This is a genomic window from Streptococcus infantis (assembly GCF_019929665.1).
Lineage (GTDB): Bacteria > Bacillota > Bacilli > Lactobacillales > Streptococcaceae > Streptococcus > Streptococcus infantis_H.
This window is the reverse complement of the sequence record NZ_JAHZPZ010000006.1, coordinates 16,762-42,973: the sequence shown is the minus strand read 5'-3', so window position 1 is coordinate 42,973 and position 26,212 is coordinate 16,762. Positions and strand designations below refer to the sequence as shown.

18 protein-coding genes are annotated in these 26,212 nt (G+C 41.4%); 2 read left to right on the top strand and 16 right to left on the bottom strand.

The features are described 5' to 3' along the window. Window positions 1-3: 3 nt before the first annotated feature. The 4 genes from K1I61_RS08225 to K1I61_RS08210 are packed head-to-tail and all read right to left on the bottom strand — an operon-like array spanning window position 4 to window position 4,004. A complete protein-coding gene (locus K1I61_RS08225; RefSeq protein ID WP_006152801.1) occupies window positions 4-825 on the bottom strand; it encodes a PTS system mannose/fructose/sorbose family transporter subunit IID in 822 nt (273 codons plus the stop codon). After that, the gene (locus K1I61_RS08220) at window positions 812-1,717 is read right to left on the bottom strand and encodes a PTS mannose/fructose/sorbose/N-acetylgalactosamine transporter subunit IIC (protein ID WP_004250396.1); all 906 of its coding nucleotides are present in this window, start codon (window positions 1,715-1,717) and stop codon (window positions 812-814) included. Before K1I61_RS08220 ends, K1I61_RS08225 begins: the two co-directional genes overlap by 14 nt. A 26-nt stretch (window positions 1,718-1,743) precedes the next feature. Continuing rightward, the gene (locus tag K1I61_RS08215) at window positions 1,744-2,220 is read right to left on the bottom strand and encodes a PTS sugar transporter subunit IIB (RefSeq protein ID WP_004250394.1); all 477 of its coding nucleotides are present in this window, start codon (window positions 2,218-2,220) and stop codon (window positions 1,744-1,746) included. Further along, window positions 2,217-4,004: a glycoside hydrolase family 35 protein gene (locus K1I61_RS08210; protein WP_223334712.1), complete on the bottom strand. Its 1,788-nt coding sequence runs from the start codon at window positions 4,002-4,004 to the stop codon at window positions 2,217-2,219. The genes K1I61_RS08215 and K1I61_RS08210 overlap by 4 nt, the downstream gene beginning before the upstream one ends. A gap of 322 nt (window positions 4,005-4,326) precedes the next feature. Here K1I61_RS08210 and K1I61_RS08205 point away from each other — a divergent pair, with 322 nt between their 5' ends. Then, entirely contained in the window at window positions 4,327-5,043 is a 717-nt protein-coding gene (locus K1I61_RS08205) for a GntR family transcriptional regulator (protein WP_006153065.1), read from the top strand. Window positions 5,044-5,313: 270 nt separating this feature from the next. Next, window positions 5,314-9,471: a family 20 glycosylhydrolase gene (locus K1I61_RS08200; RefSeq protein ID WP_223334709.1), complete on the top strand. Its 4,158-nt coding sequence runs from the start codon at window positions 5,314-5,316 to the stop codon at window positions 9,469-9,471. A gap of 45 nt (window positions 9,472-9,516) precedes the next feature. Here K1I61_RS08200 and purB read toward each other — a convergent pair whose 3' ends face one another. From purB to purC, 12 genes are all read right to left on the bottom strand, one after another. Next, window positions 9,517-10,815, bottom strand: a complete 1,299-nt coding sequence (purB, locus tag K1I61_RS08195) for an adenylosuccinate lyase (RefSeq protein WP_223334707.1) — start codon at window positions 10,813-10,815, stop codon at window positions 9,517-9,519. A gap of 24 nt (window positions 10,816-10,839) precedes the next feature. After that, window positions 10,840-12,309 carry a hypothetical protein gene (locus K1I61_RS08190; RefSeq protein ID WP_223334705.1) on the bottom strand — a complete coding sequence of 490 codons (1,470 nt, stop codon included), beginning with the start codon at window positions 12,307-12,309 and terminating at the stop codon, window positions 10,840-10,842. A gap of 142 nt (window positions 12,310-12,451) precedes the next feature. Then, window positions 12,452-13,621, bottom strand: a complete 1,170-nt coding sequence (locus K1I61_RS08185; RefSeq protein WP_223334703.1) for a hypothetical protein — start codon at window positions 13,619-13,621, stop codon at window positions 12,452-12,454. An 8-nt stretch (window positions 13,622-13,629) separates the two neighbouring features. Beyond that, window positions 13,630-14,721: a 5-(carboxyamino)imidazole ribonucleotide synthase gene (purK, locus tag K1I61_RS08180; protein WP_263284890.1), complete on the bottom strand. Its 1,092-nt coding sequence runs from the start codon at window positions 14,719-14,721 to the stop codon at window positions 13,630-13,632. Then, window positions 14,708-15,196: a 5-(carboxyamino)imidazole ribonucleotide mutase gene (gene purE, locus K1I61_RS08175; protein ID WP_223334700.1), complete on the bottom strand. Its 489-nt coding sequence runs from the start codon at window positions 15,194-15,196 to the stop codon at window positions 14,708-14,710. The genes purK and purE overlap by 14 nt, the downstream gene beginning before the upstream one ends. Before the next feature lie 181 nt (window positions 15,197-15,377). After that, window positions 15,378-16,640, bottom strand: coding sequence for a phosphoribosylamine--glycine ligase (gene purD / locus K1I61_RS08170; RefSeq protein ID WP_223334698.1), 1,263 nt, complete (start codon window positions 16,638-16,640; stop codon window positions 15,378-15,380). A gap of 121 nt (window positions 16,641-16,761) precedes the next feature. Further along, the gene (purH, locus tag K1I61_RS08165; protein ID WP_223334696.1) at window positions 16,762-18,309 is read right to left on the bottom strand and encodes a bifunctional phosphoribosylaminoimidazolecarboxamide formyltransferase/IMP cyclohydrolase; all 1,548 of its coding nucleotides are present in this window, start codon (window positions 18,307-18,309) and stop codon (window positions 16,762-16,764) included. Between the two features lie 74 nt (window positions 18,310-18,383). Beyond that, window positions 18,384-18,938, bottom strand: coding sequence for a phosphoribosylglycinamide formyltransferase (gene purN, locus K1I61_RS08160; RefSeq protein ID WP_223334694.1), 555 nt, complete (start codon window positions 18,936-18,938; stop codon window positions 18,384-18,386). Then, complete coding sequence (purM, locus tag K1I61_RS08155) at window positions 18,938-19,960, bottom strand: phosphoribosylformylglycinamidine cyclo-ligase (protein ID WP_223334692.1); 1,023 nt, start codon at window positions 19,958-19,960, stop codon at window positions 18,938-18,940. Before purM ends, purN begins: the two co-directional genes overlap by 1 nt. Window positions 19,961-19,996: 36 nt before the next feature. Further along, complete coding sequence (gene purF, locus K1I61_RS08150) at window positions 19,997-21,439, bottom strand: amidophosphoribosyltransferase (protein ID WP_223334689.1); 1,443 nt, start codon at window positions 21,437-21,439, stop codon at window positions 19,997-19,999. Window positions 21,440-21,607: 168 nt separating this feature from the next. Beyond that, on the bottom strand, window positions 21,608-25,333 hold the full coding sequence (locus tag K1I61_RS08145) for a phosphoribosylformylglycinamidine synthase (RefSeq protein ID WP_223334687.1): 3,726 nt from the start codon (window positions 25,331-25,333) through the stop codon (window positions 21,608-21,610). Window positions 25,334-25,388: 55 nt separating this feature from the next. Beyond that, a complete protein-coding gene (gene purC / locus K1I61_RS08140) occupies window positions 25,389-26,096 on the bottom strand; it encodes a phosphoribosylaminoimidazolesuccinocarboxamide synthase (RefSeq protein ID WP_223334685.1) in 708 nt (235 codons plus the stop codon). Window positions 26,097-26,212 lie beyond the last annotated feature (116 nt).

Here is a 26,212-nt window from a genome sequence, read left to right as displayed (position 1 = left end):
AAATTATGCGCCCATTCCAAGTGCAAATTTACCAAAGGCAGAAAGAGCCAAGGCAAGCACGATAATGATACCGATAGCTTTTGTAGAGTTCATACCCTTCTTACCAAGCAACCAGAAGATGAAGGCAGTGAAGATTGCTGGAAGCAAACGTGGGAAGATTGAGTTCAAGATATCTTGGAAGTCAATCATCTTTTCACCGATTGGCAATTTGTATGAAATTTCAAAGTTGATCATTGTTGCTACAAGAGCACCCATCATGAACACACCAAGTACAGATGCAGCTTCAATCAAAGCTGTCAAAGTACTTTGCATGTTGTTGATAAGGTTAACCCCTTCTTTGTAGGCAAATTCCAACTGTTTCCAACGGAAGATGTCATACGCTACTGCAACTGCAATCCAAAGGAAGATACCCCAAGGTTGACCAGCGATAGCCATTGTTGCAGCGATAGATCCCATGATAGCAGGTACAAGTGAACCAAAGATAGTATCTCCAAGAGGAGCGAATGGTCCCATCAAACCTGTCTTGATACCGTTAACCGCATCTTTAGAGACAACGCCATCTTTTTCTTCCATGGCAAGGTCAAAACCAACGATGATTGTGTGGAAGAATGGTGAAGTGTTGAAGAATTGAGTATGAACTTTCATCATTTCTTTCAACTCAGGAGTTCCATCTCCATACATTTTACGCAATTGTGGCAAGATCATGTATAGGTAACCTGATGCTTGCATACGTTCGTAGTTCCATCCCAATTGGAAAGTGAACAAGCTACGTTTGTTAATTTGATTAAAATCTTCTTTTGTTAATTTGTAATTAGAATTCGTCATCTTCAATTTCCCCACTTTCTGATGGTGTAGAAGGTGCTGCTACAGCAACTTTTTGGCTGTTCTTGAAGTGAACAACTGCAAGGAAGATACCCACGATAGAGATACCGATCATAGACAATCCTTTGAAGTTGTTAACAAAGCCAATTTTTTCAGCAACTTCAGCAGGAAGAGTGCTAATGATACCAGCAACTGCTCCACCAAGACTTTGTACGTTTGAGTAAAGAACAGTCAACATAGCTGTCAAACCAAATCCCATAGCAAGGTAGTGAAGGTTACGTTTAACTGGAAGGTAACGAAGCAAGATAGCGAATCCAAGACCTGGAAGCATACGACCTGCAAGAGTCAAACCGTCTGCAACCCATTGGTATTCTTTAACAAGGTTTACAACACCTTGTACGAATTCTCCACCGAAAGCAAGGGCGAAGAATACTGGAAGGGCACGAGATAGAGCCCAAGGAAGCGCACCAAGAAGATAGTTACGTTCGATTCCTTTGTAGTCAAAGCGTTCAATCGCAGCGTCAATACGGTGAGCGAAGAATGTTGTAGTCATACGACCAAGTACGTCGAAGTAAGTCAAAAGTGCTGCTACTGGTACAGCGATTGTAGTGATCGCAAGGTCTGTTTCGATTCCTTGTGAAACTGAGAAAGCAGTCGCAAGAACCGCACCAGAAGTTGCGTCAATACGAGAAGCACCACCGAAGGTACCTACCCCAAGTACGAACAACTGCAAGCTACCACCGATAAACAAACCAGTTGTCAAATCTCCCATGACTAAACCAGTAATGAAACCAGCGAATACAGGGGAACCTGCAGAAGAAACGATCGTCAACTCATCACAGATTTGATAAGCTGAGTACAGAGTGAGAAGTAAAATTTGCCACCATTGTATCATAACAATGACCTCCTAAAAATTTTTTCCTATTTTAATAAGCTCAAAAAGTCTGAAACTGGATCATTTGGAACCATTTGAGCAGTAAGTTTAACACCTTTTTCCGCCAATTTGTGGAAATCTTCTACGTCTTTATCAACAACGTTAATAGAACGTGTGATCGCACGTGTTTCTGGTGTTTGAGACATGTTGCCGACATTGACAGTTTCAAGTGGCACACCTGCTTCTACCAAACCGAGGAAACGGTCAGGTTTGCGTGCTACAATCAAAAGACGTTGGCTATCGTATTTACCAGCAAGGATATTCGCTGCTGCTTTATCAACTGGCAAAATACTAAGTTTTACACCTGGTGGTGTTGCGAGTTTCAAGCCGCTTTTTTCAACGTCGTTGTTCACAACATCATTGTCAACGACCATGATACGTGAAACATTAAGTTTAGCAGACCAAAGGTTTGCTACTTGTCCGTGAATTAAGCGCCCATCGATACGGCATCCTACAATTGTCATAAGTTTTCCCCCTTTATAAGTTTTAGTGTAGGTTTACAAGTTAAATGTATGTGTTCCTTATACTCCCCTTCTGTTTCAAAGATAATGATGCGGTTGGCACCTTCTTTGAGATAGCTATGTGGAATATAAAGAGATAAGGTTGGACCGACATTCCAGAAACGACCTAGATGATGTCCGTTGATATAAGCAATCCCTTTACCAAACTCAGATAAGTCTATGTAGGTATCCTTTGGCGCCTCAACTTCAAAGTCATAAGCGTAAAAGGCAGGTTGCCCTTCTGTCCATCCCTTAGAGAAATCAATATTCTCTGGGTTATCAAGAGGAAGTGGATATTGCTTCCAGTTGAGCAAGAAATGCAAATCTTTACAAACACCTGTGCGAATTCCTTTTCGCTGTGTATCTGCTAAGAATTTGTGTCCATAGTTGACACGCCCCATATTTTCAATAAGGATGTCAAATCTAGAGAGCGCTTTCTTTTCGCCTTGATAAAAGATATCTTCACCGATTTCTGTTTGGTACTGTGTTGCCACTCGTTTGCCATCGATAAAGAGTTGAGCTCTATCACGTCCGTCAATAATTCGAATGCGTTCTTCATCTGCATCCCAACTTGCTTCCGTACGATAGAGTAGGTAGCCGTAACCTTGTCCTAGCTCTTCCATTTTCTTAGGATAGAGACTTTCGATAGGACTTGTCAGGCTATCCAAGGTTTCAAACAAGGAAACTTTCTCGACCAGTGGAATGTTTTCTACTTCCATACTCTCTTTGTAAAGCGGTTCAGATTGCGGATACTCAGGATAGTAAGTCGCCATCATTTCTTTCACTGCGAAATATTTAGCAGTTGGATTTCCAGCTTCATCAAGAAGAGCGTCATAATCATAAGATGTTACTTGTGGTAAATCAATGGTTCCTCGAGCTGAACAACCATTCATAAAACCAAAGTTAGTTCCACCGTGGAACATGTATAGGTTGATAGAGCCTCGCTCTAGAACCTCGTGGACAGCTTCTGCTAATTCCTCAGGTTCACGCTTGATGATTGGTTCTTTCCATCGATTGAACCAGCCATCCCAGAATTCCATACACATGAGTGGCCATTTCTTGCCGTGCTCATCAAAGAATTCTTGCATCTGTGAGAAATTGTAAGCAGCCTTGGAACCAAAGTTCCCTGTCACAAAGAGATCATCCTCAATTAAGGTTCCAGCCTTAAGAGTTGCTCTCCATGGTCCATCTGATGTGAAAAGCGGACAAGTAACTGCTCGTTCTTCCATCAAACGTCGAATTTCCCTCAAGTAGGTCTTGTCCTCGCCATAGGATCCGTACTCATTTTCGACTTGCATCATGAGAATGTTCCCACCGTTTTCCAATAATCTCGGAACTAGACGTGGAAGCAACTGATCATAGTAGCGACCAACCATGTCAATGAAAGCTGGGTCAGATGACCGTATTCTCATATCCTTGGTCAAGAGCCATGCTGGTAAACCACCGAATTCCCATTCTGCACAGATAAATGGAGAAGGACGTACAATTGCATATAAGCCCAAATCTTGTGCAGTTTGAAGAAATCTCTCTAAATCAAGATTGCCTTCAAAGTTAAAGTTACCTTCAGCAGGTTCATGCATGTTCCAAGCAACATAAGTCTCAACCGTATTGAAACCTAGTGCCTTGAGGTTATACAATGAATGATGCCAACCTTCCGCAGGAACTCTAAAATAGTGAATGGCGCCAGACAAAATCTTGAATGGTTTCCCATCCAGATAGAAATCATCTTTAATTTCAAATCTTGCCATTCTTCCTCCCCTAAAAGCGAAAAGTTTGCGCTTTCATGTATTGTTATATCAACTATAAACTAATCGGGGATTAATGTCAATACTTTTTGAAATTTTCTTTAAAATTTTTCTATTTTTTTACTGAATCTTTTCTAAAACTCTTCTCAAATCCTATAAAATCAACATTCTGAAAAACTAATGAAATTAAGGAGGAAAACACGAATTATTTATATCTATCCTAAATTCTTATTCCGATATTTTAATTTTTTTAAGTGCTTTTCAGCTATTTTTAAGAATTTATGTTAAAATGATAAGTGGAGAAGGAAAAAAATGAGGTGAAAATATGGCAATTCCAAAGTATCAATACATTAAAGACGAATTGAAAAATAAGATCATTTCTGGTCAATTTGCTAGTGGAGATAAGTTCTACACTGAAGCAGAATTGATTTCCATGTATGATGTTAGTTCAATCACAGTAGTTCGCGCCTTGAACGACCTTGCCAAAGATGGATATATTGTCCGCCAACAAGGGAAAGGAACTTTCGTAGCTCGTGCACGTAAACACAAACTCGTTGAATTTTCTGATGTGGAAATCTTCGAAACCAAAGATGATAAAGTAACTGTTCTTTCTATCGAACGTGGGAACGATCTTAAATATTTAGAAAAACTTGGCCTACGCGGCGATCAATTCTATTATAAGATTGAACGTGTTCGTGAAACAAATGGTGTTACCTATATCTATCACAATTCATACATTCCTGAACAATACATCAATGCCAACTATCCAAATCTTGAATACTATAGTTCTATCTATACTCGTTTCAAATTGGACTACCACATTCACATGAATGACGAGCATTTTGAAGAAATTAACGAAATTGTATTTCCAACTCCAAAACATGCCGCTTCTATTTTAGGAATCGACACTAAATTCCCAACTGTTTTCCAAACTAAGACAACTCAGCTTGAAGCAACTGGTCAAGTTTTGGAATACATCGAAACTTATAAACGTTCTGATTTCTACAAAATTAAATTCATTTCTTGTGACCGTGGTCACTAATTTATAAAAATCCTGAGGCAACTGTCTCAGGGTTTTTATATAGCCATTATAGCATCAGCTCCCTTCCCTGGAAATAGCATTTCAAGCAATTCTATAATTAGTAACCTTTTTACTAAAAAATAGTCAAAATTAGAAAAATACATCTTAATTTATAAATTATTCTATTTTTTATAGTAATTTCCTCAAAAACTTGACTTTATTTTAGTTAGAACATACAATAGAGTTAGTATGTGAAAACGCTATCAAAAATATAAAAGGGGAGGTTTTTTAATGAAACCAGAAAATAAACAGCGCTTCTCTATTCGTAAATATGCAATCGGAGCAGCTTCTGTATTGATCGGATTTGCCTTTCAGGCGCAAGCTGTTGCTGCTGACGGAGTCCTACCTGCTCCAACAGAAAATCAGCCTGCTGTCCAAACTACTGGAGAAGTCACTCCACCAACGAGTGAAGAAAAACTCGAGACTGCTCCAACAACAGAAAACGCTACTCCAGCTGCTCCAGTAGCAACTACTGAAGCTCCAAAAGTTGATGTTGCTCCTGCACCTGCCGTAGCAGAACCAGTCAGAGCAGAAGAAACTCCAGCTAAGGAAGAAATTACTGAAGAAGCTAAGAAGACAGAATCTGAAAAAGAAAAAGAAAAAGAAGAAAACAAAGAAGTTGCTAAGGTCGAAGCACCTGCAGTCGCTACAGAACGAGCAGCTCAAGTGAATGAAAAACTGGCTAAAAAGAAAATTGTTTCTATCGATGCTGGACGTAAATACTTCTCTCCAGACCAACTGAAAGAAATCATCGACAAAGCCAAACACTATGGCTATACTGATCTTCACCTTTTAGTCGGAAACGATGGCTTGCGCTTCATGCTTGATGATATGTCTCTAACTGTAGGTGACAAAACTTACGCAAGCGATGATGTCAAACGTGCTGTTGAAAATGGAACCAATGCCTACTACAACGATCCAAATGGTAATCACCTAACTGAAAGCCAAATGACCGACTTGATTGGTTATGCTAAGAATAAAGGTATTGGGCTTATCCCAACAGTCAACAGCCCTGGTCACATGGATGCTATCCTTAATGCCATGAAAGAACTTGGCATTGAAAAACCTAACTTCAACTACTTTGGTAAAGAATCAGAACGTACAGTTGACCTTGACAACGAAAAAGCAGTTGCCTTCACAAAAGCTTTGATTGATAAATACGCTGCTTACTTTGCTGGCAAGTCTGAAATCTTTAACATCGGTTTGGATGAGTATGCTAATGATGCTACGGATGCCAAGGGATGGAGTGTACTTCAAGCCTATAAATGGTATCCAGAAGATGGTTTCCCAGACAAGGGTTATGATAAATTCATCGCCTATGCTAATGACCTAGCTCGTATCGTCAAATCTCACGGTCTGAAACCAATGGCTTTCAATGATGGTATCTACTATAATAGCGATACTACTTTTGGTACCTTTGATAAAGACATCATCGTGTCTATGTGGACTGGTGGCTGGGGCGGTTACGATGTCGCTTCTTCTAAACTACTTGTTGAAAAAGGGCACGAAATCCTCAATACTAATGATGCTTGGTACTACGTTCTCGGCCGTAATGCTGATGGACAGGGTTGGTATAACCTAGACCAAGGTTTGAACGGTATTAAGAGCACACCGATTACTTCTGTTCCAAAAACTGAAGGTGCTGATATCCCTATCATCGGTGGTATGGTAGCTGCTTGGGCCGATACTCCATCTGCCCGCTACTCTCCATCTCGCCTCTTCAAACTCATGCGTCAATTCGCGAACTCAAATGCTGAATATTTCGCCGCTGACTACGAGTCTGCTGAACAAGCTCTTAAAGAAGTGCCAACTGACCTTAGTCGCTATACTGCAGAAAGTATTGCTGCCGTTAAAGAAGCTGAAAAAGCCATTCGCTCTCTTGATAGCAACCTTAGTCGCGCTGAACAAGATAGCATTGACCAAGCAATTGCAAAACTCCAAGAAGCCGTTAGCAACTTAACCTTCACACCAGAAGCTCAAAAAGAAGAAGATGCCAAACGTGAAGTTGAAAAACTTGCCAAAAACAAGGTTATCTCAATCGATGCTGGACGTAAATACTTCACTCTAGACCAACTCAAACGTATCGTAGATAAAGCCAGCGAACTTGGTTACTCTGACCTTCATCTCCTCCTTGGAAATGATGGACTTCGCTTCCTCTTGGATGACATGACAATCACCGCAAACGGCAAGACCTATGCAAGTGACGATGTAAAAAATGCCATCATTGAAGGAACAAAGTCTTACTACGACGATCCAAACGGAACAACTTTGAATCAGGCTGAAATCACTGAACTTATCAAATATGCTAAGGATAGAGGCATTGGAATTATCCCTGCTATCAACAGCCCAGGTCACATGGATGCTATGCTTGTCGCTATGGAAAAATTGGGCATTGCAAACCCTCAAGCTAATTTTGACAAGGTTTCAAAAACAACGATGGACCTTGAAAACGAAGAAGCTATGAACTTTACAAAAGCCCTTATCGGTAAGTACATGGATTTCTTTGCAGGCAAGACTAAGATCTTTAACTATGGTACAGATGAGTATGCCAACGACGCTACTAACGCTCAAGGTTGGTACTACCTCAAGTGGTATGGACTCTATGGTAAGTTTGCAGATTATGCTAATGGTCTAGCTGCCATGGCTAAAGAAAAAGGTCTGCAACCAATGGCCTTTAACGATGGTTTCTACTATGAAGATAAAGACGATGTTGAGTTTGATAAAGATGTTATCATCTCTTACTGGTCTAAAGGTTGGTGGGGTTATAACCTTGCATCTCCTCAATATCTAGCAAGCAAGGGGTATAAGTTCCTTAACACTAATGGAGATTGGTACTATATCCTCGGCCAAAAACCTGAAGATGGTGGTGGTTTCCTCAAGAAAGCTATCGAAAATACTGAAAAAACTCCATTTAATCAACTAGCATCGACTAAATACCCTGAAGTCGACCTACCTACTGTTGGTAGTATGGTTGCTATCTGGGCAGATAGACCAAGCGCTGAATACAAGGAAGAAGAAATCTTTGAACTGATGACTGCCTTTGCGGACCACAACAAAGACTACTTCCGTGCTGACTACAAGGCTCTACGCGAGGAACTTGCTCAAATCCCTGAAAACTTAGAAGGATATAGCACAGAAAGCCTCGATGCTCTCAAGGCTGCTAAAGATGCTCTGAACTACAATCTCAACCGTAATAAACAGGCTGAATTGGATACACTTGTAGCCAACCTTAAAGCTGCAAGACTTGGTCTCAAACCAGCTGCAACTCATTCAGGAAGCCTTGATGAAAATGAAGTTGCTGCCAACGTTGAAAACCGACCAGAGCTTATCACAAGAACGGAAGAAATCCCATTTGAGACTGTTAAGAAGGAAAACCCTAACCTTCCAGCAGGACAAGAAAAAGTTGTCACTGAAGGTGCCAAAGGTGAACGTACAATCTACGTCTCAGTTACTACTGAAAATGGTAAGGAAACCGAAACAGTTCTTGAAGAAAAAGTCACAAAAGAAGCTGTCAATCAAGTGGTTGAGATCGGAACTCCTGTCACTCACGTAGGAGACGAAAAAGGAGTTGCTCCTGTTGCAGATGCCAAACCACGTGTTGTCATCGAGGACGAAGAAATTCCATTTACAACAATCACTCGTGAAACGGATGCCTTACCTAAGGGAGAAACTCGTGTCGTAACTGAAGGCGTCAAGGGTCGTCGTAGTCATTTCTACTCTGTGTCTACTGCTACTGACGGAAGCGAAGTGAAAACACTGGTTACTAGTGTTGTCGCTCAAGAACCAGTTACTCAAATCATCGAAGTTGGGACTCCTGTAACACATGTAGGAGACGAAGAAGGAGTTGCTCCTGTTGCAGATGCCAAACCACGTGTTGTCATCGAGGACGAAGAAATTCCGTTTACAACTATCACTCGTGAAACGGATGCATTACCTAAGGGAGAAACTCGTGTCGTAACTGAAGGTGTTAAGGGACGTCGTAGTCATTTCTATTCTGTGTCTACTGCTGCTGACGGAAGCGAAGTGAAAACATTGGTTACTAGTGTTGTCGCTCAAGAACCAGTTACTCAAATCATCGAAATTGGTACTCCTGTAACACATGTGGGAGATGAAAAAGGTCTAGCTCCTGTTGCGGAAGAAAAACCAGCACTAGAGATTCCAAATATACCGGCTCCTGTTGCAGAAGAAAAACCTAAATTAGAAATTCCAAGTAAACCAGCTCCAGCAACTGTTCCTGCCGAGGAAAACAAAGCTCTTCCTCAAGCCCCAACTCCTGTGGCAAAAGAAAATAAACTTCCTGAGACAGGAAGCCAAGGTTCAGAATGGTTGATTGCTACAGGTCTCATGGCTGCACTCACAGCTTATGGACTTAGCAAGAAAAAAGATTAAGCATAAATAAAAAGCGAGATACAATCTCGCTTTTTTGTTTTATGATTAGTCACCCAAACCGATGCGTTCGAAAATTTCATCCACTCGTTTGGTGTAGTAAGTTGGGTTGAAGATTTCGTCGATTTCTTCTTGAGTCAAACGTGATGTTACTTCTGGATCTGCTTCAAGAAGTGGTTTGAAGTCTACTTGGTTGTCCCATGATTGAGCTGTCTTCGGCTGAACAAGGTCGTAAGCTTGCTCACGGGTCATGCCTTTTTCAATCAAGGTCAACATCGCACGTTGACTGAAGATAAGGCCAAATGTAGAGTTCATGTTGCGGATCATGTTTTCTGGGAAGACCGTCAGGTTCTTGACGATGTTTCCGAAACGGTTAAGCATGTAGTCAATCAAAATAGTCGTATCTGGTGTGATGATACGCTCAGCTGATGAGTGAGAAATATCACGTTCGTGCCAAAGAGCGACGTTCTCATAGGCTGTCACCATATGACCACGGATAACACGCGCAAGACCTGTCATGTTTTCAGAACCGATAGGATTACGTTTGTGAGGCATGGCAGATGAACCCTTTTGACCTTTGGCAAAGAACTCTTCCACTTCACGTTGTTCTGATTTTTGAAGACCACGGATTTCAGTCGCCATACGCTCGATGGAAGTTGCGATACTAGCAAGAACCGCAAAGTACTCAGCGTGAAGGTCACGAGGAAGCACCTGTGTAGAGATTTCTTGAGCACGGATACCAAGCTTGTCGCAGACGTATTTTTCAACGAATGGTGGGATGTTGGCAAAGTTCCCAACCGCACCAGAAATCTTACCAGCTTCCACACCAGCAGCCGCATGCTCGAAACGCTCGATGTTGCGCTTCATTTCGCTGTACCAAGTGGCCAATTTCAGACCAAAAGTTGTCGGCTCCGCATGCACACCGTGGGTACGACCCATCATGATGGTGAACTTGTGCTCTTTCGCCTTGTCAGCGATAATGTTGGTGAAGTTTTCAAGGTCACGACGGATGATGTCGTTAGCTTGCTTGTAAAGGTAACCGTAGGCAGTATCGACTACGTCAGTAGAAGTCAAACCATAGTGGACCCACTTGCGCTCTTCACCAAGAGTCTCAGAAACCGCACGTGTGAAGGCAACCACATCGTGGCGAGTCTCCTGCTCAATTTCCAAAATACGGTCAATGTCAAAGTCCGCTTTTTCACGAATCAAAGCCACATCTTCCTTAGGGATTTCCCCCAACTCAGCCCATGCCTCGTCAGCCAAGATTTCCACCTCAAGCCAAGCACGGTATTTATTTTCTTCACTCCAAATATTCGCCATCTCAGGGCGAGAGTAACGGTTGATCATGTTGTTTCTCCTTTAATTCCATCATTAATAGTTTCGACGTATATATTCAGCTTGTTTGATATCTCCAACTTGTTCACATGCTTCAATATACATTAGTCTCGATTCTTCGCTCATATACATTATATTTTCCTTAAAATATACTATAGAATCATTAAATCGTTCTAATTTAAATAATACTATTGCATATATTTCATATAACTCTGGCAAAATAATATTTTGTCCTTCTAATTCAAGTATATTGGACAGTCTTTCTTTTAAAGATTTTAAAGAATCTGCATCATCAAAAGTTGTTTCATCAAAAGTTAGGAAAAAAATATTTCCTTCTACAAATTGACGATAGTTTTGAAACTCTCTGTCCTTATAAATATCTGATAATTTTAGAACTTCTTGGTAGAGACCCAGTTTAATTCTAATAGCTATTTGTTTTGCCAACTCTAGTTCAGTCACGTCTACTTCATGTAAAATATCAATATTTATTAGTTCTTTTATTAAAAGTAATTTGTCTATAGTTTCGTATTCATAATAATACAATATACTTTTTTCAACAATTATTTCCTTCATTTCTTTTGACAATGCAATAATCCGATCTAATCCAAAGAATAAAGTAATAAATAATACTGGTATTTTTAAAACATCAGAACCGATTTCTAAATTCCCAATTAAAGTAAATCCAAAAAATATACTATAAATAAGTATTTTTTTTAATAATTTCATTTCTTTGCTAGCACTTCCAGTATAGACCCATATAATAAATATTACTAATAAAGTTAGAAGTAAAGACAAATCTACCCCTAAGGCTGGAAATGATTTGAACAGACAATAACTCATAGTTATGAAAAGAAAAATGAAAAGAAAAATGAAAAATATGATTTTATTTATACTCTTTTTATTTTTTGTACGACTCCCCCACCAATTGTAAATGATTTCTTCAAAATAATTTAAATATTGCACAACAGTATAATATTTACCATTTCCAATAGGATGAAAAATAATTAAAATACCAAATAAAACAATAATTAACATTGCTTGAAAATAAACTCCAAAGATTAGAGTATAAATTAGTATTGTTGAGATTGCAATAAATACTTTCGACTCAAAATTTTGTTTCTTAAACAAGAACATTGTAACCATTGAAATTATCATTGGAAACAACATCTTAAAAAGCAAAGCTAACTCATCAAAAATTATTTCAGAAAATAATTTGAGAGAATCTGCATTCTGAGTTGATGGTACATATTGTAGAAACTCATTCTTCCCTGAAAATATTGCATCTATTATAAAGTATAGATTAGCAAACGCTACTGCTGGCTGTAAAATAAACGGTTTTATCTGCTGATAAACTACAACTAAAAATATGCATGCAAATATTAAAAAAAGAATTCCATATAAAATGCTTAAAGAATCTCTTTTTTTCAAATCATTTTTAGATACATAATTAATTGATGGCAACAACAAATTATTTATCAATCTAAAATCTAAAAAAAAATTTTCCATTAAAAATCTATTCCCTGTATCTTTTCTTTATAATAGCAATTTTTAATTTTTACACCAATCTCTTTACTAAGAAACATCAAACGATTAGATGAGATGAAATAATAGCCAAATTAGAAAATTTTGTGCTTCAAAATTGATAGACCTATTCTTCATCCTTCTCTTCACTATCAGGTTCATTAAGTGGGCTTGGTAAATCTAAATGCCCAATAGTATCAGATAGCCCTTGAATAGACTTTAATATTCCAGAATCTATTTTAGGTATTTGAATATTATGGAACACTTCCATCATAGATTTGATCGCATTATTAAAAGCAAGATTGTTAGCATAAAACCTATCCATTGCTGGTCTTATTACTTCTGATACTGTTTTAGATAAAGATGATAAGCTAGCCAGAAACTCCTGATCAAAAATATCATTTGTAAGTTTTCTAGTTGCTTCAAAATCCCATTTCTCGAGCATACTATATTCAAACTCTTCTAATTCTTTAATTACATCTGACAACAACAAATCTATTTTTTTGTAACGTCTATAGGTTAGTGTGTGAAAATGCATAACATCATTTCTGTACTCTCTTATTCTATCGTAGTTATTTTTGAGTACATCAACTTCTTCACTATTAGTGAATGGTGTAAAATGTTTTTCCCATATAGTGATTGGAAGCGAATTTCTTATCATTTCTTTCAGAATATGGTCATTTTTACTTTGAAAATCTTTAAAATGAATAGTTAAGTCATTAACTGGATTTATATTTATTTCAAATATTAATGCATGGAGTTCAGCTACCTGCAGTCTTTCAATATGCTCTATTGTATGAATTTTTGATAAATCTAATTTATCATTAGTCTTTTCCTTGATAATTCTTACGATATCCTCGTCCTCGAGCGGAGACAAAGCTAATACAAAAATTTTCCGTAATAGTGATTCATATACTTGAAATTTAGGATAAAGCCTATTCGAAAAATACATAGACAAACTATTAGATAGAATTGAATACTTCAAATGATTTTTTCCTAAAAATTCTCTAAACTTTGAAAGAAACTTATCAAATTTTTTTGCCGACTTCAATTTATAATTACTATATTCATAACTAAGTGAAATTTCGACTATTCCACTTCTATATTGTTGGGTATTTATCGTAAATTCGTCATTTTTATAAGAACACTTATAGTCAATCGAATACTCCCCTACATTCTTATCACCAACTTCACCGTGGTTACTAGAAATAATACTAATTATCTCTGAACTACGAAATAATTCATCAAGTTTGACAATGCTAATATTTTTAGTTAATAACTCCACCTCAAATTTCATATTTATCTCTAAAAATCAATCCCTCTCCCAAACTCAACCACACTATCTGGCGCATCACTAAACAAAGTCACATGTCCCATTTTTCGGTTGTGCTTTGCTTCTATTTTACCATACAGGTGGAGGTGGGCGCTTGGATTTTCTGTGACATATTTTTCAGCGGCCTCGACATGCTGGCCGAGGACATTGAGCATGACGGCTGGGGCATGCAGGTGGATAGTTGGCAATGGTGCTCCCAGAACACCGAGAATATGGGTATCAAACTGCGAGAAGTCACAGGCTTCAATCGAGTAGTGGCCTGAATTGTGTGGGCGTGGTGCAATTTCGTTGACGATGATATCATCAGCCGTCGCAAACATTTCCACGCAAAGAGTTCCAGACAAGTTAAGTTGTTCTGCGATTCGTACTGCCATGACTTTGGCTTTTTCTGCTAGACTATCAGAAATACGAGCAGGTACAATGGTTTTTGAAAGAATGTTGTTGCGATGAATATTTTCCTGAACGGGGAAAACCGTCACATCCTTACCATTCCCAGACACAATGACAGAAATTTCAAGGTCGAAATTGACGAATTCTTCTAAAACACAATCTGCTGAATCCGCTAGCGTATAAGCTTCTTCTAAATCTGCTTCTGAGCGAATGACCTTTTGTCCATGCCCATCATAGCCACCAGTCGCAGTCTTGAGAACATAGTTTTTCGATAGGTCAATATCTGCCAAGTCTTGGTTTGAAGTCACGACCTTGTATGGGGCCACAGTGACTTGAGCCTTATTGGAAAGAAAGTCCTTCTCAAAAATCCGGTTTTGGGAAATGCGAAGTAGGTCTATTCCTTGTGGGAGCTGACCGTCTTTGATAACGGCATCCAAACCGTCAGCATCGACATTCTCAAACTCATAAGTGAGGACATCACAGCGCTCCGCCAACTGACGAAGGGCATCCACATCATTATAAGGCGCCACTATGATTTCCGCTACGCGAGAGGCCGGGCAATCCACCGCAGGATCCAGCGCGATAACCTTGTGGCCCATGTAGATAGCAGAAATGGCCATCATTTGACCCAGCTGACCACCACCGATAATTCCGATTGTTTTAGATGAGCTCATTTGTAGACTCCTCTGCGATTTTTCCTTGTTCTTCTGCGAAATCTGACAATGCTGTCGCAATAGCCTGATCCTCTACTGAAAGGAGACGGAGGGCAAAGAGGGCCGCATTGGTCGCACCTGCTTCACCAATAGCCATGGTCGCAACAGGCACGCCACCCGGCATCTGAACAATCGAGTAAAGAGAATCCACGCCACTAAGGGCACGTGATTTGACTGGTACACCGATGACAGGAAGGGTTGTTTTGGCAGCTACCATACCTGGCAAGTGAGCAGCGCCACCCGCACCTGCAATAATGACCTTGATACCGCGACTCCGTGCTTCCTCGGCATGTTTGAACATGAGGTCAGGTGTGCGGTGGGCAGAGACAACTTTCTTTTCGTAGACTACACCGAAGCGGTCTAGGACTTCTGCTGTTTTTTGCATGGTTGCCCAGTCGGATTTGGAGCCCATGATGATGGAAATTACTGGTTTCATTTCTTCTCCTTTTTTAATAATCGTCTAATGTAGTGCAGACGTAAGCAAACCTTCGGTTTCATTCCTAAAATTTGAGCCTAAGGTCTCAAATTTTCCCTAGACCAGAACAGATACTGTTCTGGTCTTTTCACCACGGCGACCATTATCGAGTTTGGCGACTCAGTCGCTTTTTCTTATATCTTTATCGAATCGCCTTGCTTCCGATATCTGTTCGGTAAAAGAGGCCTTCTGTGTTTTGTTTGTTAAGTTGGTTGTAGATAATGTTTTGGCCGTCTTTGACGGTGTCTGCTGTTGTGACGAGCATGTAGACACGTCCTCCGTTTGAGAGGAGGTCTTGGTCGTTTTCAGCGAATTTAGCACCAGCATAGTAAGTGATGATGTCGCCTTCTGTCTTGGCTGGAAGCTTGACACCCTTTTCATAGTCTAATGGGTAGCCCTTTGATGCTACAACTACGCCCAGTGTAACACCCTTGTCCGTCCAAGTGATGGCTGGCTCTTGGCCATCCAAAATATCAGTGATATTTTGCGCAAAATCAGATGTCAAACGAGGCAAGATGGTTTGAGTTTCAGGATCTCCAAAACGAGCGTTGAACTCGATGACTTTGGGCCCATCAGCTGTCAAGATAAGACCGGCATAAAGTACACCAAGATAAGGACGACCTTCTTTAATCATGCCTTCGAGGACTGGCTTGACAATGGTGTCAACCGCTGTGTCAACCACGCTCTGTGGCAAGTGGGGAACTGGCGCATATGCTCCCATACCACCAGTGTTAGGACCTTTGTCGCCATCATAGGCACGTTTGTGGTCCTGAGCTGTTGGCATGATGTAGAACTTGTCCCCATTAACAAAGGCAAAGAGAGAAAATTCCTCACCTGCAAGAAACTCCTCGATAACTACACGCGCACCTGAGTCACCAAATTTATTGTCCAAAAGCATCTCGTGAGCGGCTTCGACCGCTTGCTCAACCGTTTCAGCAACGACGACACCTTTCCCAAGCGCCAAACCGTCTGCCTTGACTACGATTGGAGCGCCTTTTTCTTCGATATAGGCCTTGGCTTCCTCGAAATCTGAGAAGGTCCCATAGGCTGCTGTCGGAACGCCGTACTTGACCATGATTTCCTTAGCAAAATCCTTGGACCACTCCAACTCCGCTGCCAATCTTGTCGGACCAAAGGCTTTGAGACCAGCTGCATTGAAATCATCCACGATTCCAGCAGCAAGGGCATCATCTGGACCGATAAAGGTCCAAGCGATATCATTCACTTTTGCAAACTCAATTAATTTAGAATGTTCGGAAATAGAGATATCTACCAACTCCAGACCATCCAGAGTCATCCCGTCATTCCCAGGAGCTACAAAAACCTTTTCAACGTCTTTTGACTCAATCAACTTCTTAGCAATGGCATGTTCACGACCACCCGAGCCGACAACTAACAGCTTCATCTTTCAACCTCTTTTGCGAATTATTTACTAATATTATACCATAAACGTTCGTTTTAATCTTGTTTCGTTTCGCTTTTAAAGCAAAAAAAGGAAAGAAACTGTTTTCTTCCCTTTTATTTTCTTAATGTCTAAAATGTCTCACGCCTGTGAAGACCATAGTCAAGTCGTATTTATCAGCAGCTTCGATAGACTCTTGGTCACGGACTGACCCCCCTGGCTGGATGATGGCCTTAATACCTGCTTTTGCGATTTCTTCCACGTTATCCGCAAATGGGAAGAAGGCATCCGAAGCAAGGACAGCACCGTCAAGGCGGTCTTTAGCTTGATCAATGGCGATACGGACGGAAGCCACACGGTTGGTTTGACCAGGACCGACACCAAGTGTCATGTGGTCATTGGTTACAATGATTCCGTTTGATTTGACATACTTGATAGCTTTCCAAGCAAACTCAAGGGCAGTCGCTTCTGTCTCAGTTGGTTGGCGTTTGGTTACCACTTGCCAGTCAGCTGGGCTTTCTTTGACCACGTCTTGGTTTTGAACGAGGAGTCCACCGACAACACCTGTGTATTCTGCTTCTACTTCACTAGCATCTTGTGCGTCAAATGGCAAGGCAAGAATGCGCAAGTTTTTCTTTTTGTTGGTCAAAATGGCTAGCGCTTCATCCGTATAGCTTGGTGCGATGATGATTTCAAGGAAAACGCCGTGCATCTTCTCAGCTGTCGCAGCATCTACCTCACGGTTAAGAACGACGATTCCACCAAAGATAGACACTGGATCAGACTCATAAGCGTAGTCCCAAGCAGTCTCGATGTCATCAGCCTGACCGATACCGCACGGGTTCATGTGTTTGAGAGCCACAACGGTTGGACGTTCTTTGAAATCGCGGATAATACGGATAGCAGCATCAGCGTCACGGATATTGTTGAAGGACAATTCTTTGCCGTTCAATTGTTTAGCGGATGCAATAGAGTAATCCGTTGGCAAAGCTTTTTGGTAGAAGTCTGCATCTTGTTGAGGGTTTTCCCCGTAACGCATAGGTTGCTTGAGGTCATAAGTCAAAGTGAGTTTTTCAGGTTTTGTTTCACCCACTTGAGCTGTGAAGTATTCTGCAATCAAGGCATCATAAGCCGCTGTGTGGCGGAATACTTTCGCTGCCAACCGCTGGCGATTTTCATAGCTTGTTTCGCCATTAGCTGCCAATTCGTCAAGCACAACAGCATAGTCAGCAGGGTCTACCACAACCGTTACGCTAGCGTGGTTTTTCGCTGCTGAACGAAGCATAGATGGCCCACCGATATCGATGTTCTCAACCGCGTTAGCGTAGGTCACATCTGGTTTGAGAATGGTTTCCTTGAAAGGATAGAGATTGACCACTACAAGGTCAATCAATTCGATTTTGTTATCCTTGGCCGCTTCCAAGTGGCTATCCAAGTCACGACGAGCGAGGAGACCACCGTGAATATTTGGATGGAGAGTCTTGACACGGCCGTCCATCATTTCTGGGAAACCAGTCACATCATCGATAGCAATGGTGTCAACACCAGCATTGTCAAGGGCAACCTTGGTCCCACCTGTTGAGATGATATCCCAACCAAGTTTTTTGAGTTCTTGGGCAAATTCAACGATGCCCGCTTTATCTGAGACACTAATTAGTGCGCGTTTAGTCATGTTCTTTCTTTTCCTTTTTAAAAAAGTTCTTTCTTTGCTACAGTCGAAAATTTTCTTTCAGCTCGAGGGCTTCCTTATTTTCGTGCAGCCCCCAAACTATCCAAAACTTCTGGATAGAGTTTGTACTCTGTTTCGTGGATGCGAGTCTCGAAAGTATCAAGGGTATCCTCTTCAAGGCGTGGCACACGGACTTGTTTGATGACCTTACCGGTATCAACACCAGAATCCACCCAGTGAATGGTCACACCAGACTGGTCCACACCTGCATTCCAAGCATCCTCAATACCATGAGCGCCTGGAAATTCAGGGAGAAAAGCTGGGTGAATATTGATGATACGGCCTTCATAAGCTGCTAGTAAAGTTGGGCCAACGATTTTCATATAGCCTGCGAGACAAACCAAGTCAATCTGGTGCTCATCTAAGAGTTCGACGACGGCTCCTTCATAGTCTGCCTTATTCTCAAACTCTTTAAGTTCAAAGGTATAAGATAAAACCCCTAGCTTTTCGGCACGTTCTAAGACATAGGCATCCTGGTGATCTGAAAAGACAAATTCTACTGGAAATTGTTCTGCAATCACCTGAAAGTTTGAGCCGTTGCCAGAGGCAAAAACAGCAATCCTTTTAGCCATTATTTAATCACCACACTTGCATCTGTCTTCTTGACAATCCGACCGATTTCATACACAGGTTCGTCAAGAAGTTCCTTGACACGTTCCACATGTTCTGGTTTAACCGCAAGCATAAGACCGACACCCATGTTGAAGATTTCAAACATTTCTTCGTGTTTGATTTGACCATATTTTTCAAGAGCTTTGAAAATTGGAAGAACTGGGACTTTGCTTTCGTCAATTTCAGCCGCCAAATCATCCGCGAACATACGAGGTACATTTTCGATGAAACCACCACCTGTGATGTGGGCAATACCATTCACCAATTCTTCTTTGATCAGTGGCAGAACAGCTTTAACGTAGATACGAGTTGGCTCCAAAAGAACGTCTTTAAGTTTTTTGCCTTCCAATTCTGGGAGGACTTCTTCACCTGTATAATCGGCAAAGACGCGACGCACGAGTGAGTAACCATTTGAGTGAATACCACTGGAAGCAAGTCCGAGAAGGACGTCTCCCTCTGCTACCTTTGAACCGTCGATGATTTGAGATTTTTCTGCAACACCGACTGCGAAACCAGCCAAGTCATAGTCGTCTTCACCATACATACCAGGCATTTCAGCAGTTTCCCCACCGATGAGGGCCGCACCTGCTTGTACACAACCTTCAGCCACACCAGCAACCACTTGTTCTAGCTTAGCTGGTTCATTTTTACCAGTTGCTACGTAGTCAAGGAAGTAAAGGGGCTCAGCACCTGCAGCGATGATATCGTTGACACACATAGCCACACAGTCTTGACCGATAGTATCGTGTTTGTCGTACTTGATAGCTAGCATGAGCTTGGTTCCAACACCGTCAGTTCCTGAAATCAAAACTGGCTCTTTAACACCTGTTTTTGAAAGGTCGAACATACCACCGAAACCACCAAGAGCTCCCATAACACCCGCACGCTCTGTACGTGCTACGTGTTTTTTAATTCGTTCAACAACTTCATAACCCGCTTCAACGTCCACACCAGACTGCGCGTAAGCATTTTTATTTGTCATTTGTTTTTTCCTTTTCCTTTCCTTCAATGGGGAATTTTATTTGTAAAAACTCGTTTTTTCTTCCAAACTTCTACGATAGTCTTCTTCATAGTCGTAGAGAGGAGTTGGATATTTCCCATCAAAGTAAGCCACACAGAGGCCGCCATTTGGCGCATCTGTTTCGATGCCGATAGAATCAATCAAGCCATCAATCGAAAGATAGGTCAAACTATCCGCACCAATGATTTGGCGAGTCTCTTCGACCGTATGATTGGCCGCAATCAGCTCCTGACGTGTCTGGATATCAATCCCGTAAAAACATGGATAGGCAAGAGCAGGACTCCCGATGGCAACGTGTACTTCTGATGCCCCCGCTTCTTTCAAAAGTTGGACAATGCGACGAGAAGTGGTTCCACGGACAATGGAGTCATCTACCATAACCACACGTTTGCCTTTAACAACACCAGAAACAGCAGATAGCTTCATACGAACCCCCTGCTCACGCAATTCTTGAGTCGGCTGGATAAAGGTCCGCTGCGTGTATTGGTTCTTGATGAGACCCATTTCGTTTGGCAGACCTGATTCTTCGGCAAAGCCCATCGCTGCGCTGAGTGAGGAGTTTGGCACCCCGACTACGATATCGGCTTCATGCTTGAACTCACGTGCTAATTGAGCTCCCATTCTCTTACGAGCCGTATGGACATTGACTCCGTGGATATTGGAGTCAGGACGTGCGAAGTAGATATACTCCATGGAACAGATAGCCAACTGAGTATCGTTTGTATAGCTGTCATACTGGATACCATTGTCATCAATAATGACAATCTCGCCTGGTTTCACATCGCGAATCCACTCAGCACCGATTACTTCAAAGGCACAGGTTTCAGATGAAACCACTACTGCTCCATTAGCCATTTTCCCGATTGACAGAGGACGGAAGCCATTTGGGTCAAGCGCTGCAATTAACTTATCTTCAAACATCAAGAGATAAGCAAAACCACCTTTAACAAGACTGAGTGCTTCCTTGATTTTACCCATCAGGTTTGGATTGTGGCTACGGCGAATAAGGTGAGCCAAGATTTCAGAGTCAGAGGTTGAGCTGAAAATCGCTCCTCTTTGTTCCAATTCTTGCTTGAGCGATTCTGCATTGGTCAGATTCCCATTATGAGCCAAACCAAACTGCATATCATGAAAGCGGAAAAGGAAAGGTTGGATATTGTCTACAGAAGCTTCTCCCGCAGTCGCATAACGCACGTGCCCAATCGCTCCAGTTCCTGTCAATTTATCCAAATTCGCAGGATTTTTGAAGACTTCTGATAAAAGCCCCATATCACGATGACGCTTCAATTTCCCTTGGTCATTGGAGAGGATTCCTGCACCCTCCTGACCACGGTGCTGAAGACTATGGAGTCCAAAATAGGTCAATTTGGCAGCGTCTGGGTGGCCCCAGATACCAAAAACACCACATTCTTCATTAAGAGATTTTACTTCGTATGTCATTTTTTATACCTAATTTTTATTTGTGTATCATTCCTTAACGATACTAGAGCGGAATGATACGGCAGAAGCTCGTTTCACTCGCAACAATAAATCATTTGCAATTGTCGTAAGTTAGATCTACTTGATTTTACATTTACTGATGGTTATCTATTAGAAAATCTGCAAAGCCTATTTTCCAGTAAAGTATTTAACCGCTGATGCAAAGAGATATTGGTCTTTATTCCCTGGAATATTTTGGAAGAGACCGTCTTCATAACGTTCTGAGTGTCCCATCTTACCAATGATTTGACCGTTCTTGCTTGTGATACCTTCAATCGCATTGACAGATCCGTTAGGATTGTATTTTGAATCCATGCTTGGTTTTCCTTCGAAATCAACATATTGGGTAAAGATTTGACCATTATCACGGAGCTCCGCAAATTCCTCAGCTGTCACGACAAACTTACCTTCACCGTGTGATACTGGGATGGCATGGATGTCACCAACTTTCACGCCAGCAAGCCATGGTGAGTTCGTATTGGCAATACGTGTTTCAACCATCTTAGCCACGTGTTGGTTGGCATCATTGTAGAAGAGGGTTGGACTAGTACTGCTTGCATCTTCAAAGTTACCATATGGAAGAAGACCTGATTTGACAAGAGCTTGGAACCCGTTACAGATACCGATAATCAAGCCACCACCTTCGATGAAGCTATCAATGGCTGCACGCACTTTTTCGTTAAGCAAAATATTAACGATAAATTTAGCTGATCCATCTGGTTCATCGGCTGCTGAGAAGCCACCTGCAAAGAAGATGATATTTGCTTTTTCGATATTGTCAACCATGGTGTCAACAGACTTGACAATCGCTTCTTCATTCAGTGTGACAAATGGTACTAAGTTGACTTGAGCCCCTTCTTTTTCAAAGGCCTTAGCTGAATCGTACTCAGAGTTGGTACCTGGGAATACTGGGATGTAAACCACTGGTGTCTCAACTGTTTCTTTAGCTTTGATCACAGCATCTGATGCCACAGCAGGTACTTCTTCCAACTCATTTGCTTGTGCAAATTCCGTTGGGTAAACTTCTTCCAATTTACCTTGGAAGGCACTGTCAAGTTTGTGTCCATCAAGCGTTACATCGTTGACAGCAAGTGTAAAGTCAGCTGCTGTTTGTCCAATCTTGGCAGCACCTGCAATGTCTTCAGGAGATGTGAAGATGAATCCACCCAATTGAGCTGTCAGGGCAGTCTCAAGATTTTCAAGAGTTACAGTGGCACCAATATGGTTTCCAAATGTTGCAAGTGCAAGAGCTTCAAGGACACCTCCATATTTGACAGCTGATGCAGATGTGACTTTATGATTAGCTTGGATAGCTTCGAACTTAGCAAAGTTAGACTTGATAAGATCAAAGTCAATTTCTTGTGCCAAAGCATGACCTGGGATGTAATAGATATTTTCACCAGCAGCTTTGAATTCTGGAGAAAGAACCTTACGGCTATCTGCAGTTGTGACACCAAAAGCAACCAAGGTTGGTGGTACTGTCAATTCTTCAAAGGTACCAGACATAGAGTCCTTACCACCGATAGATGGCAAACCAAGTTGAATCTGAGCTTCAATGGATCCAAGAAGAGCTGCTACTGGTTGACCAAAACGCTCTGCTTGTTTATCCATACGCTCGAAGTATTCTTGATAAGAGAAACGAGCCTTAGACCAGTTTGCACCAGCAGCAACCAAACGAGCGGTTGCTTCGATGACCGCATAAGCAGCACCATGATATGGAGACCATTCTGCTACATAAGGGTTGAACCCTTGCGCCATAACAGAAGCAGTTGTTGTCACACCATGTTGGACTGGCAATTTCTGTACAGAAGCTTCCGTTGGTGTGATTTGGTAACGACCACCAAGTGGGTGATTGACTGTTGAACGACCAACTGAGCTATCAAAGATGGTTTGCAAGCCTTTTTGACTGGCATGGTTAAGGTCAGCCAAGACTGCAAGCGTATCTGCTTCAAGGGTTTCGGCAGATGTTTGGCGTTCTTCTGGAAGCTTGACATCCTTGTCAACTACCTTAGCATCCACAACTACACGTACACCGTTTGTATCAAGGAAACGACGTTCCAAATCAACGATGGTTTCGCCATTCCAGTGCATAACAAGATTTGGTTTTTCAGTCACTGTCGCAACGACAACCGCGTCAATATTTTCTTTGTTACATTCTGCAATGAAGGCATCTACATCTTCTGGACGAACTACCACAGCCATACGCTCTTGAGATTCAGAGATGGCAATTTCGGTACCGTTCAAGCCTTGATATTTCAATGGTACTTTGTCTAGATCAATTTCAAGTCCATCAGCCAATTCACCGATTGCTACGCAGACGCCACCAGCACCAAAGTCATTTGATTTCTTGATAAGACGTGTCACTTCCCCATTACGGAAAAGACGTTGGATCTTACGTTCTTCGATGGCATTCCCTTTTTGAACCTCAGCACCAGCTGTTTCAACAGATTCAACCGTTTGAACTTTAGATGAACCTGTCGCACCACCGACACCATCACGTCCAGTCTTACCACCGAGCAAGATAATCACATCACCTGCTTCAGGTTTTTCACGGACAACATTTTCCTTAGGAGCCGCACCGACCACGGCACCTAGCTCCATACGCTTAGCAACGAAACCTGGGTGGAAGTATTCACGAACATAGGTTGTTGCAAGACCAATTTGGTTCCCATATGAAGAATAACCGTGAGCCGCTGTTTTAGAAATGACTTGTTGCGGCAATTTACCAGCGCGAGTCGCTGAAATTGGAGCTGTAATATCACCAGCACCTGAGATACGCATAGCTTGGTAAACGTAGGAACGCCCTGACAATGGGTCACGAATGGCACCACCGATACAAGTAGCTGCTCCACCAAATGGTTCAATCTCCGTTGGGTGGTTATGAGTTTCGTTCTTGAACATGAGAAGCCATGGCTCTTTCACACCATTGACATCCACTTCAATTTCAACAGAGCAGGCATTGATTTCATCAGACACTTCCATGTCATCCAAACGACCATTGGCACGCTCATAACGACCAAAAATAGTCGCCATATCCATCAAGGTTTGAGGTTTTTCCGTACGCCCCAACTCATCACGCATGGCAATATACTTGTCATAAGTCGCTTGCAATTGTTTTTCAAATTTAGATGCTGAGAAGTCGATATTCTTCAACTCAGTCTCGAAAGTTGTGTGACGGCAGTGGTCAGACCAGTAAGTATCCAAAACCTTCAACTCAGTCTCAGTTGGCACACGTCCAATAGACTTGAAGTAATCTTGAATGAAAAGAAGGTCATCCACTTCCATGGCCAATCCTTGCTCAGCCTTATACTTAGCAAAATCTTCTGCTGTATAAGTTTCAAAGAAATCCAAACTTGGGATGGTCTTGTCAGACTCAGAGAAATCCTGTTTAGCAATGTCAACAGTGATATCTTTGAAACGAGAGTCCACTGGGTTCAAAAGGTAATTTTTAACAGCTTCCAATTCACTCGCATCAATATCCCTGTTAACCAAGTAAAGTTGCGCTGTATTCACCGTTACATCACTTGAACTACCAAGCAAAAGCAAAGCTTCTTGTGAAGACGCCGCACGTTGGTCAAATTGACCAGGCAAACTTTCGATAGCAAAGAAAGCATACTTCTCAAGATCAGCCTTAACCTCAGCTTCATCCAAAACAGTATCGGTCACCTGCTCAGAAAAAATATGTTTTTCCGCACGCGCAAACAAATCCTCTGCCAAACCAAAAACATCATAAACCTGAACAATACGAAGATCATTCAAAGTTTTCAACTGAAGATTATGCTGTAATTCTTTTACTAAAGAGTCAGATTTGACACGAAAATCAGCTTTTTTCTCAACGAAAATACGTTTATCCATTTTAGTTCCTTTATCTATTTCTACTTAAAGATTGTAGTGACGACCAAGCATAACTTTACTTCAATCCCTGCAATTTCTCCAACACAACCTTGTACACATCTGTCAGACTTCCCAAGTCCCTACGGAAAACATCCTTGTCCATATGGTGCCCTTCAGCATCCCAAAGGCGGCAGTTATCTGGTGAGAATTCGTCTGCCAAGATGATCTTGCCATCCTTATCAAAACCAAATTCCAATTTGAAATCAATCAAACGAAGACCAATTTGTGCAAACCAATCTTTCAGCAATTCATTGATACGACGTGTTTCTTCCTTGATATAAGCAATTTGTTCATCATTGGCAATATCCAAGAACTTCACATGCTCATCATTGATAAATGGATCATCCAAATCATCGTTTTTGTAGTAAAATTCAACGATTGGAGTTTTCAAGTCCAAACCTTCTTCAACACCGAAACGTTTTGAGAAAGAACCCGCAGTCACGTTACGAAGCACAACCTCCAAAGGAATGATTGAAACCTTCTTGTTAAGTTGTTCTGTATCAGAGATACGTTCGATAAAGTGAGTAGCCACACCCGCAGCATTCAATTTTTCAAAAATAAGAGACGAAATCTGATTATTGAGCACACCTTTGCCTTCGATAGTCTCTTTACGAGCACCATTCAGCATGGTAGCCTGGTCCTTATAAACGGACCTAATCACATGTTCGTCTTCTGTAGTATAGATATCTTTAGCTTTTCCCGTATAAATAAGTTTACTGGACATTTTATCATTCGCCTTTCGTATTACTTGGCCTCATTCTAACACAAAAACAAGCAGAAATCAAATGTTTTACGAACGTAAACGTATTCCCTTCTGAGTTTTATAAAAACTGTAAATCG

What these genes read in the sequence shown, in the direction of transcription:
- K1I61_RS08215 (WP_004250394.1), bottom strand. Translation starts at nt 2,220, where the DNA reads ATGACAATTGTAGGATGCCGTATCGATGGGCGCTTAATTCACGGACAA.
- K1I61_RS08210 (WP_223334712.1), bottom strand. Translation starts at nt 4,004, where the DNA reads ATGGCAAGATTTGAAATTAAAGATGATTTCTATCTGGATGGGAAACCA.
- purH (WP_223334696.1), bottom strand. Translation starts at nt 18,309, where the DNA reads ATGACTAAACGCGCACTAATTAGTGTCTCAGATAAAGCGGGCATCGTT.
- K1I61_RS08145 (WP_223334687.1), bottom strand. Translation starts at nt 25,333, where the DNA reads ATGGATAAACGTATTTTCGTTGAGAAAAAAGCTGATTTTCGTGTCAAA.
- purD (WP_223334698.1), bottom strand. Translation starts at nt 16,640, where the DNA reads ATGAAGCTGTTAGTTGTCGGCTCGGGTGGTCGTGAACATGCCATTGCT.
- purN (WP_223334694.1), bottom strand. Translation starts at nt 18,938, where the DNA reads ATGGCTAAAAGGATTGCTGTTTTTGCCTCTGGCAACGGCTCAAACTTT.
- K1I61_RS08225 (WP_006152801.1), bottom strand. Translation starts at nt 825, where the DNA reads ATGACGAATTCTAATTACAAATTAACAAAAGAAGATTTTAATCAAATT.
- purF (WP_223334689.1), bottom strand. Translation starts at nt 21,439, where the DNA reads ATGACATACGAAGTAAAATCTCTTAATGAAGAATGTGGTGTTTTTGGT.
- purB (WP_223334707.1), bottom strand. Translation starts at nt 10,815, where the DNA reads ATGATCAACCGTTACTCTCGCCCTGAGATGGCGAATATTTGGAGTGAA.
- K1I61_RS08220 (WP_004250396.1), bottom strand. Translation starts at nt 1,717, where the DNA reads ATGATACAATGGTGGCAAATTTTACTTCTCACTCTGTACTCAGCTTAT.
- purM (WP_223334692.1), bottom strand. Translation starts at nt 19,960, where the DNA reads ATGACAAATAAAAATGCTTACGCGCAGTCTGGTGTGGACGTTGAAGCG.
- K1I61_RS08190 (WP_223334705.1), bottom strand. Translation starts at nt 12,309, where the DNA reads ATGGAAAATTTTTTTTTAGATTTTAGATTGATAAATAATTTGTTGTTG.
- K1I61_RS08200 (WP_223334709.1), top strand. Translation starts at nt 5,314, where the DNA reads ATGAAACCAGAAAATAAACAGCGCTTCTCTATTCGTAAATATGCAATC.
- purK (WP_263284890.1), bottom strand. Translation starts at nt 14,721, where the DNA reads ATGAGCTCATCTAAAACAATCGGAATTATCGGTGGTGGTCAGCTGGGT.
- purE (WP_223334700.1), bottom strand. Translation starts at nt 15,196, where the DNA reads ATGAAACCAGTAATTTCCATCATCATGGGCTCCAAATCCGACTGGGCA.
- K1I61_RS08185 (WP_223334703.1), bottom strand. Translation starts at nt 13,621, where the DNA reads ATGAAATTTGAGGTGGAGTTATTAACTAAAAATATTAGCATTGTCAAA.
- K1I61_RS08205 (WP_006153065.1), top strand. Translation starts at nt 4,327, where the DNA reads ATGGCAATTCCAAAGTATCAATACATTAAAGACGAATTGAAAAATAAG.
- purC (WP_223334685.1), bottom strand. Translation starts at nt 26,096, where the DNA reads ATGTCCAGTAAACTTATTTATACGGGAAAAGCTAAAGATATCTATACT.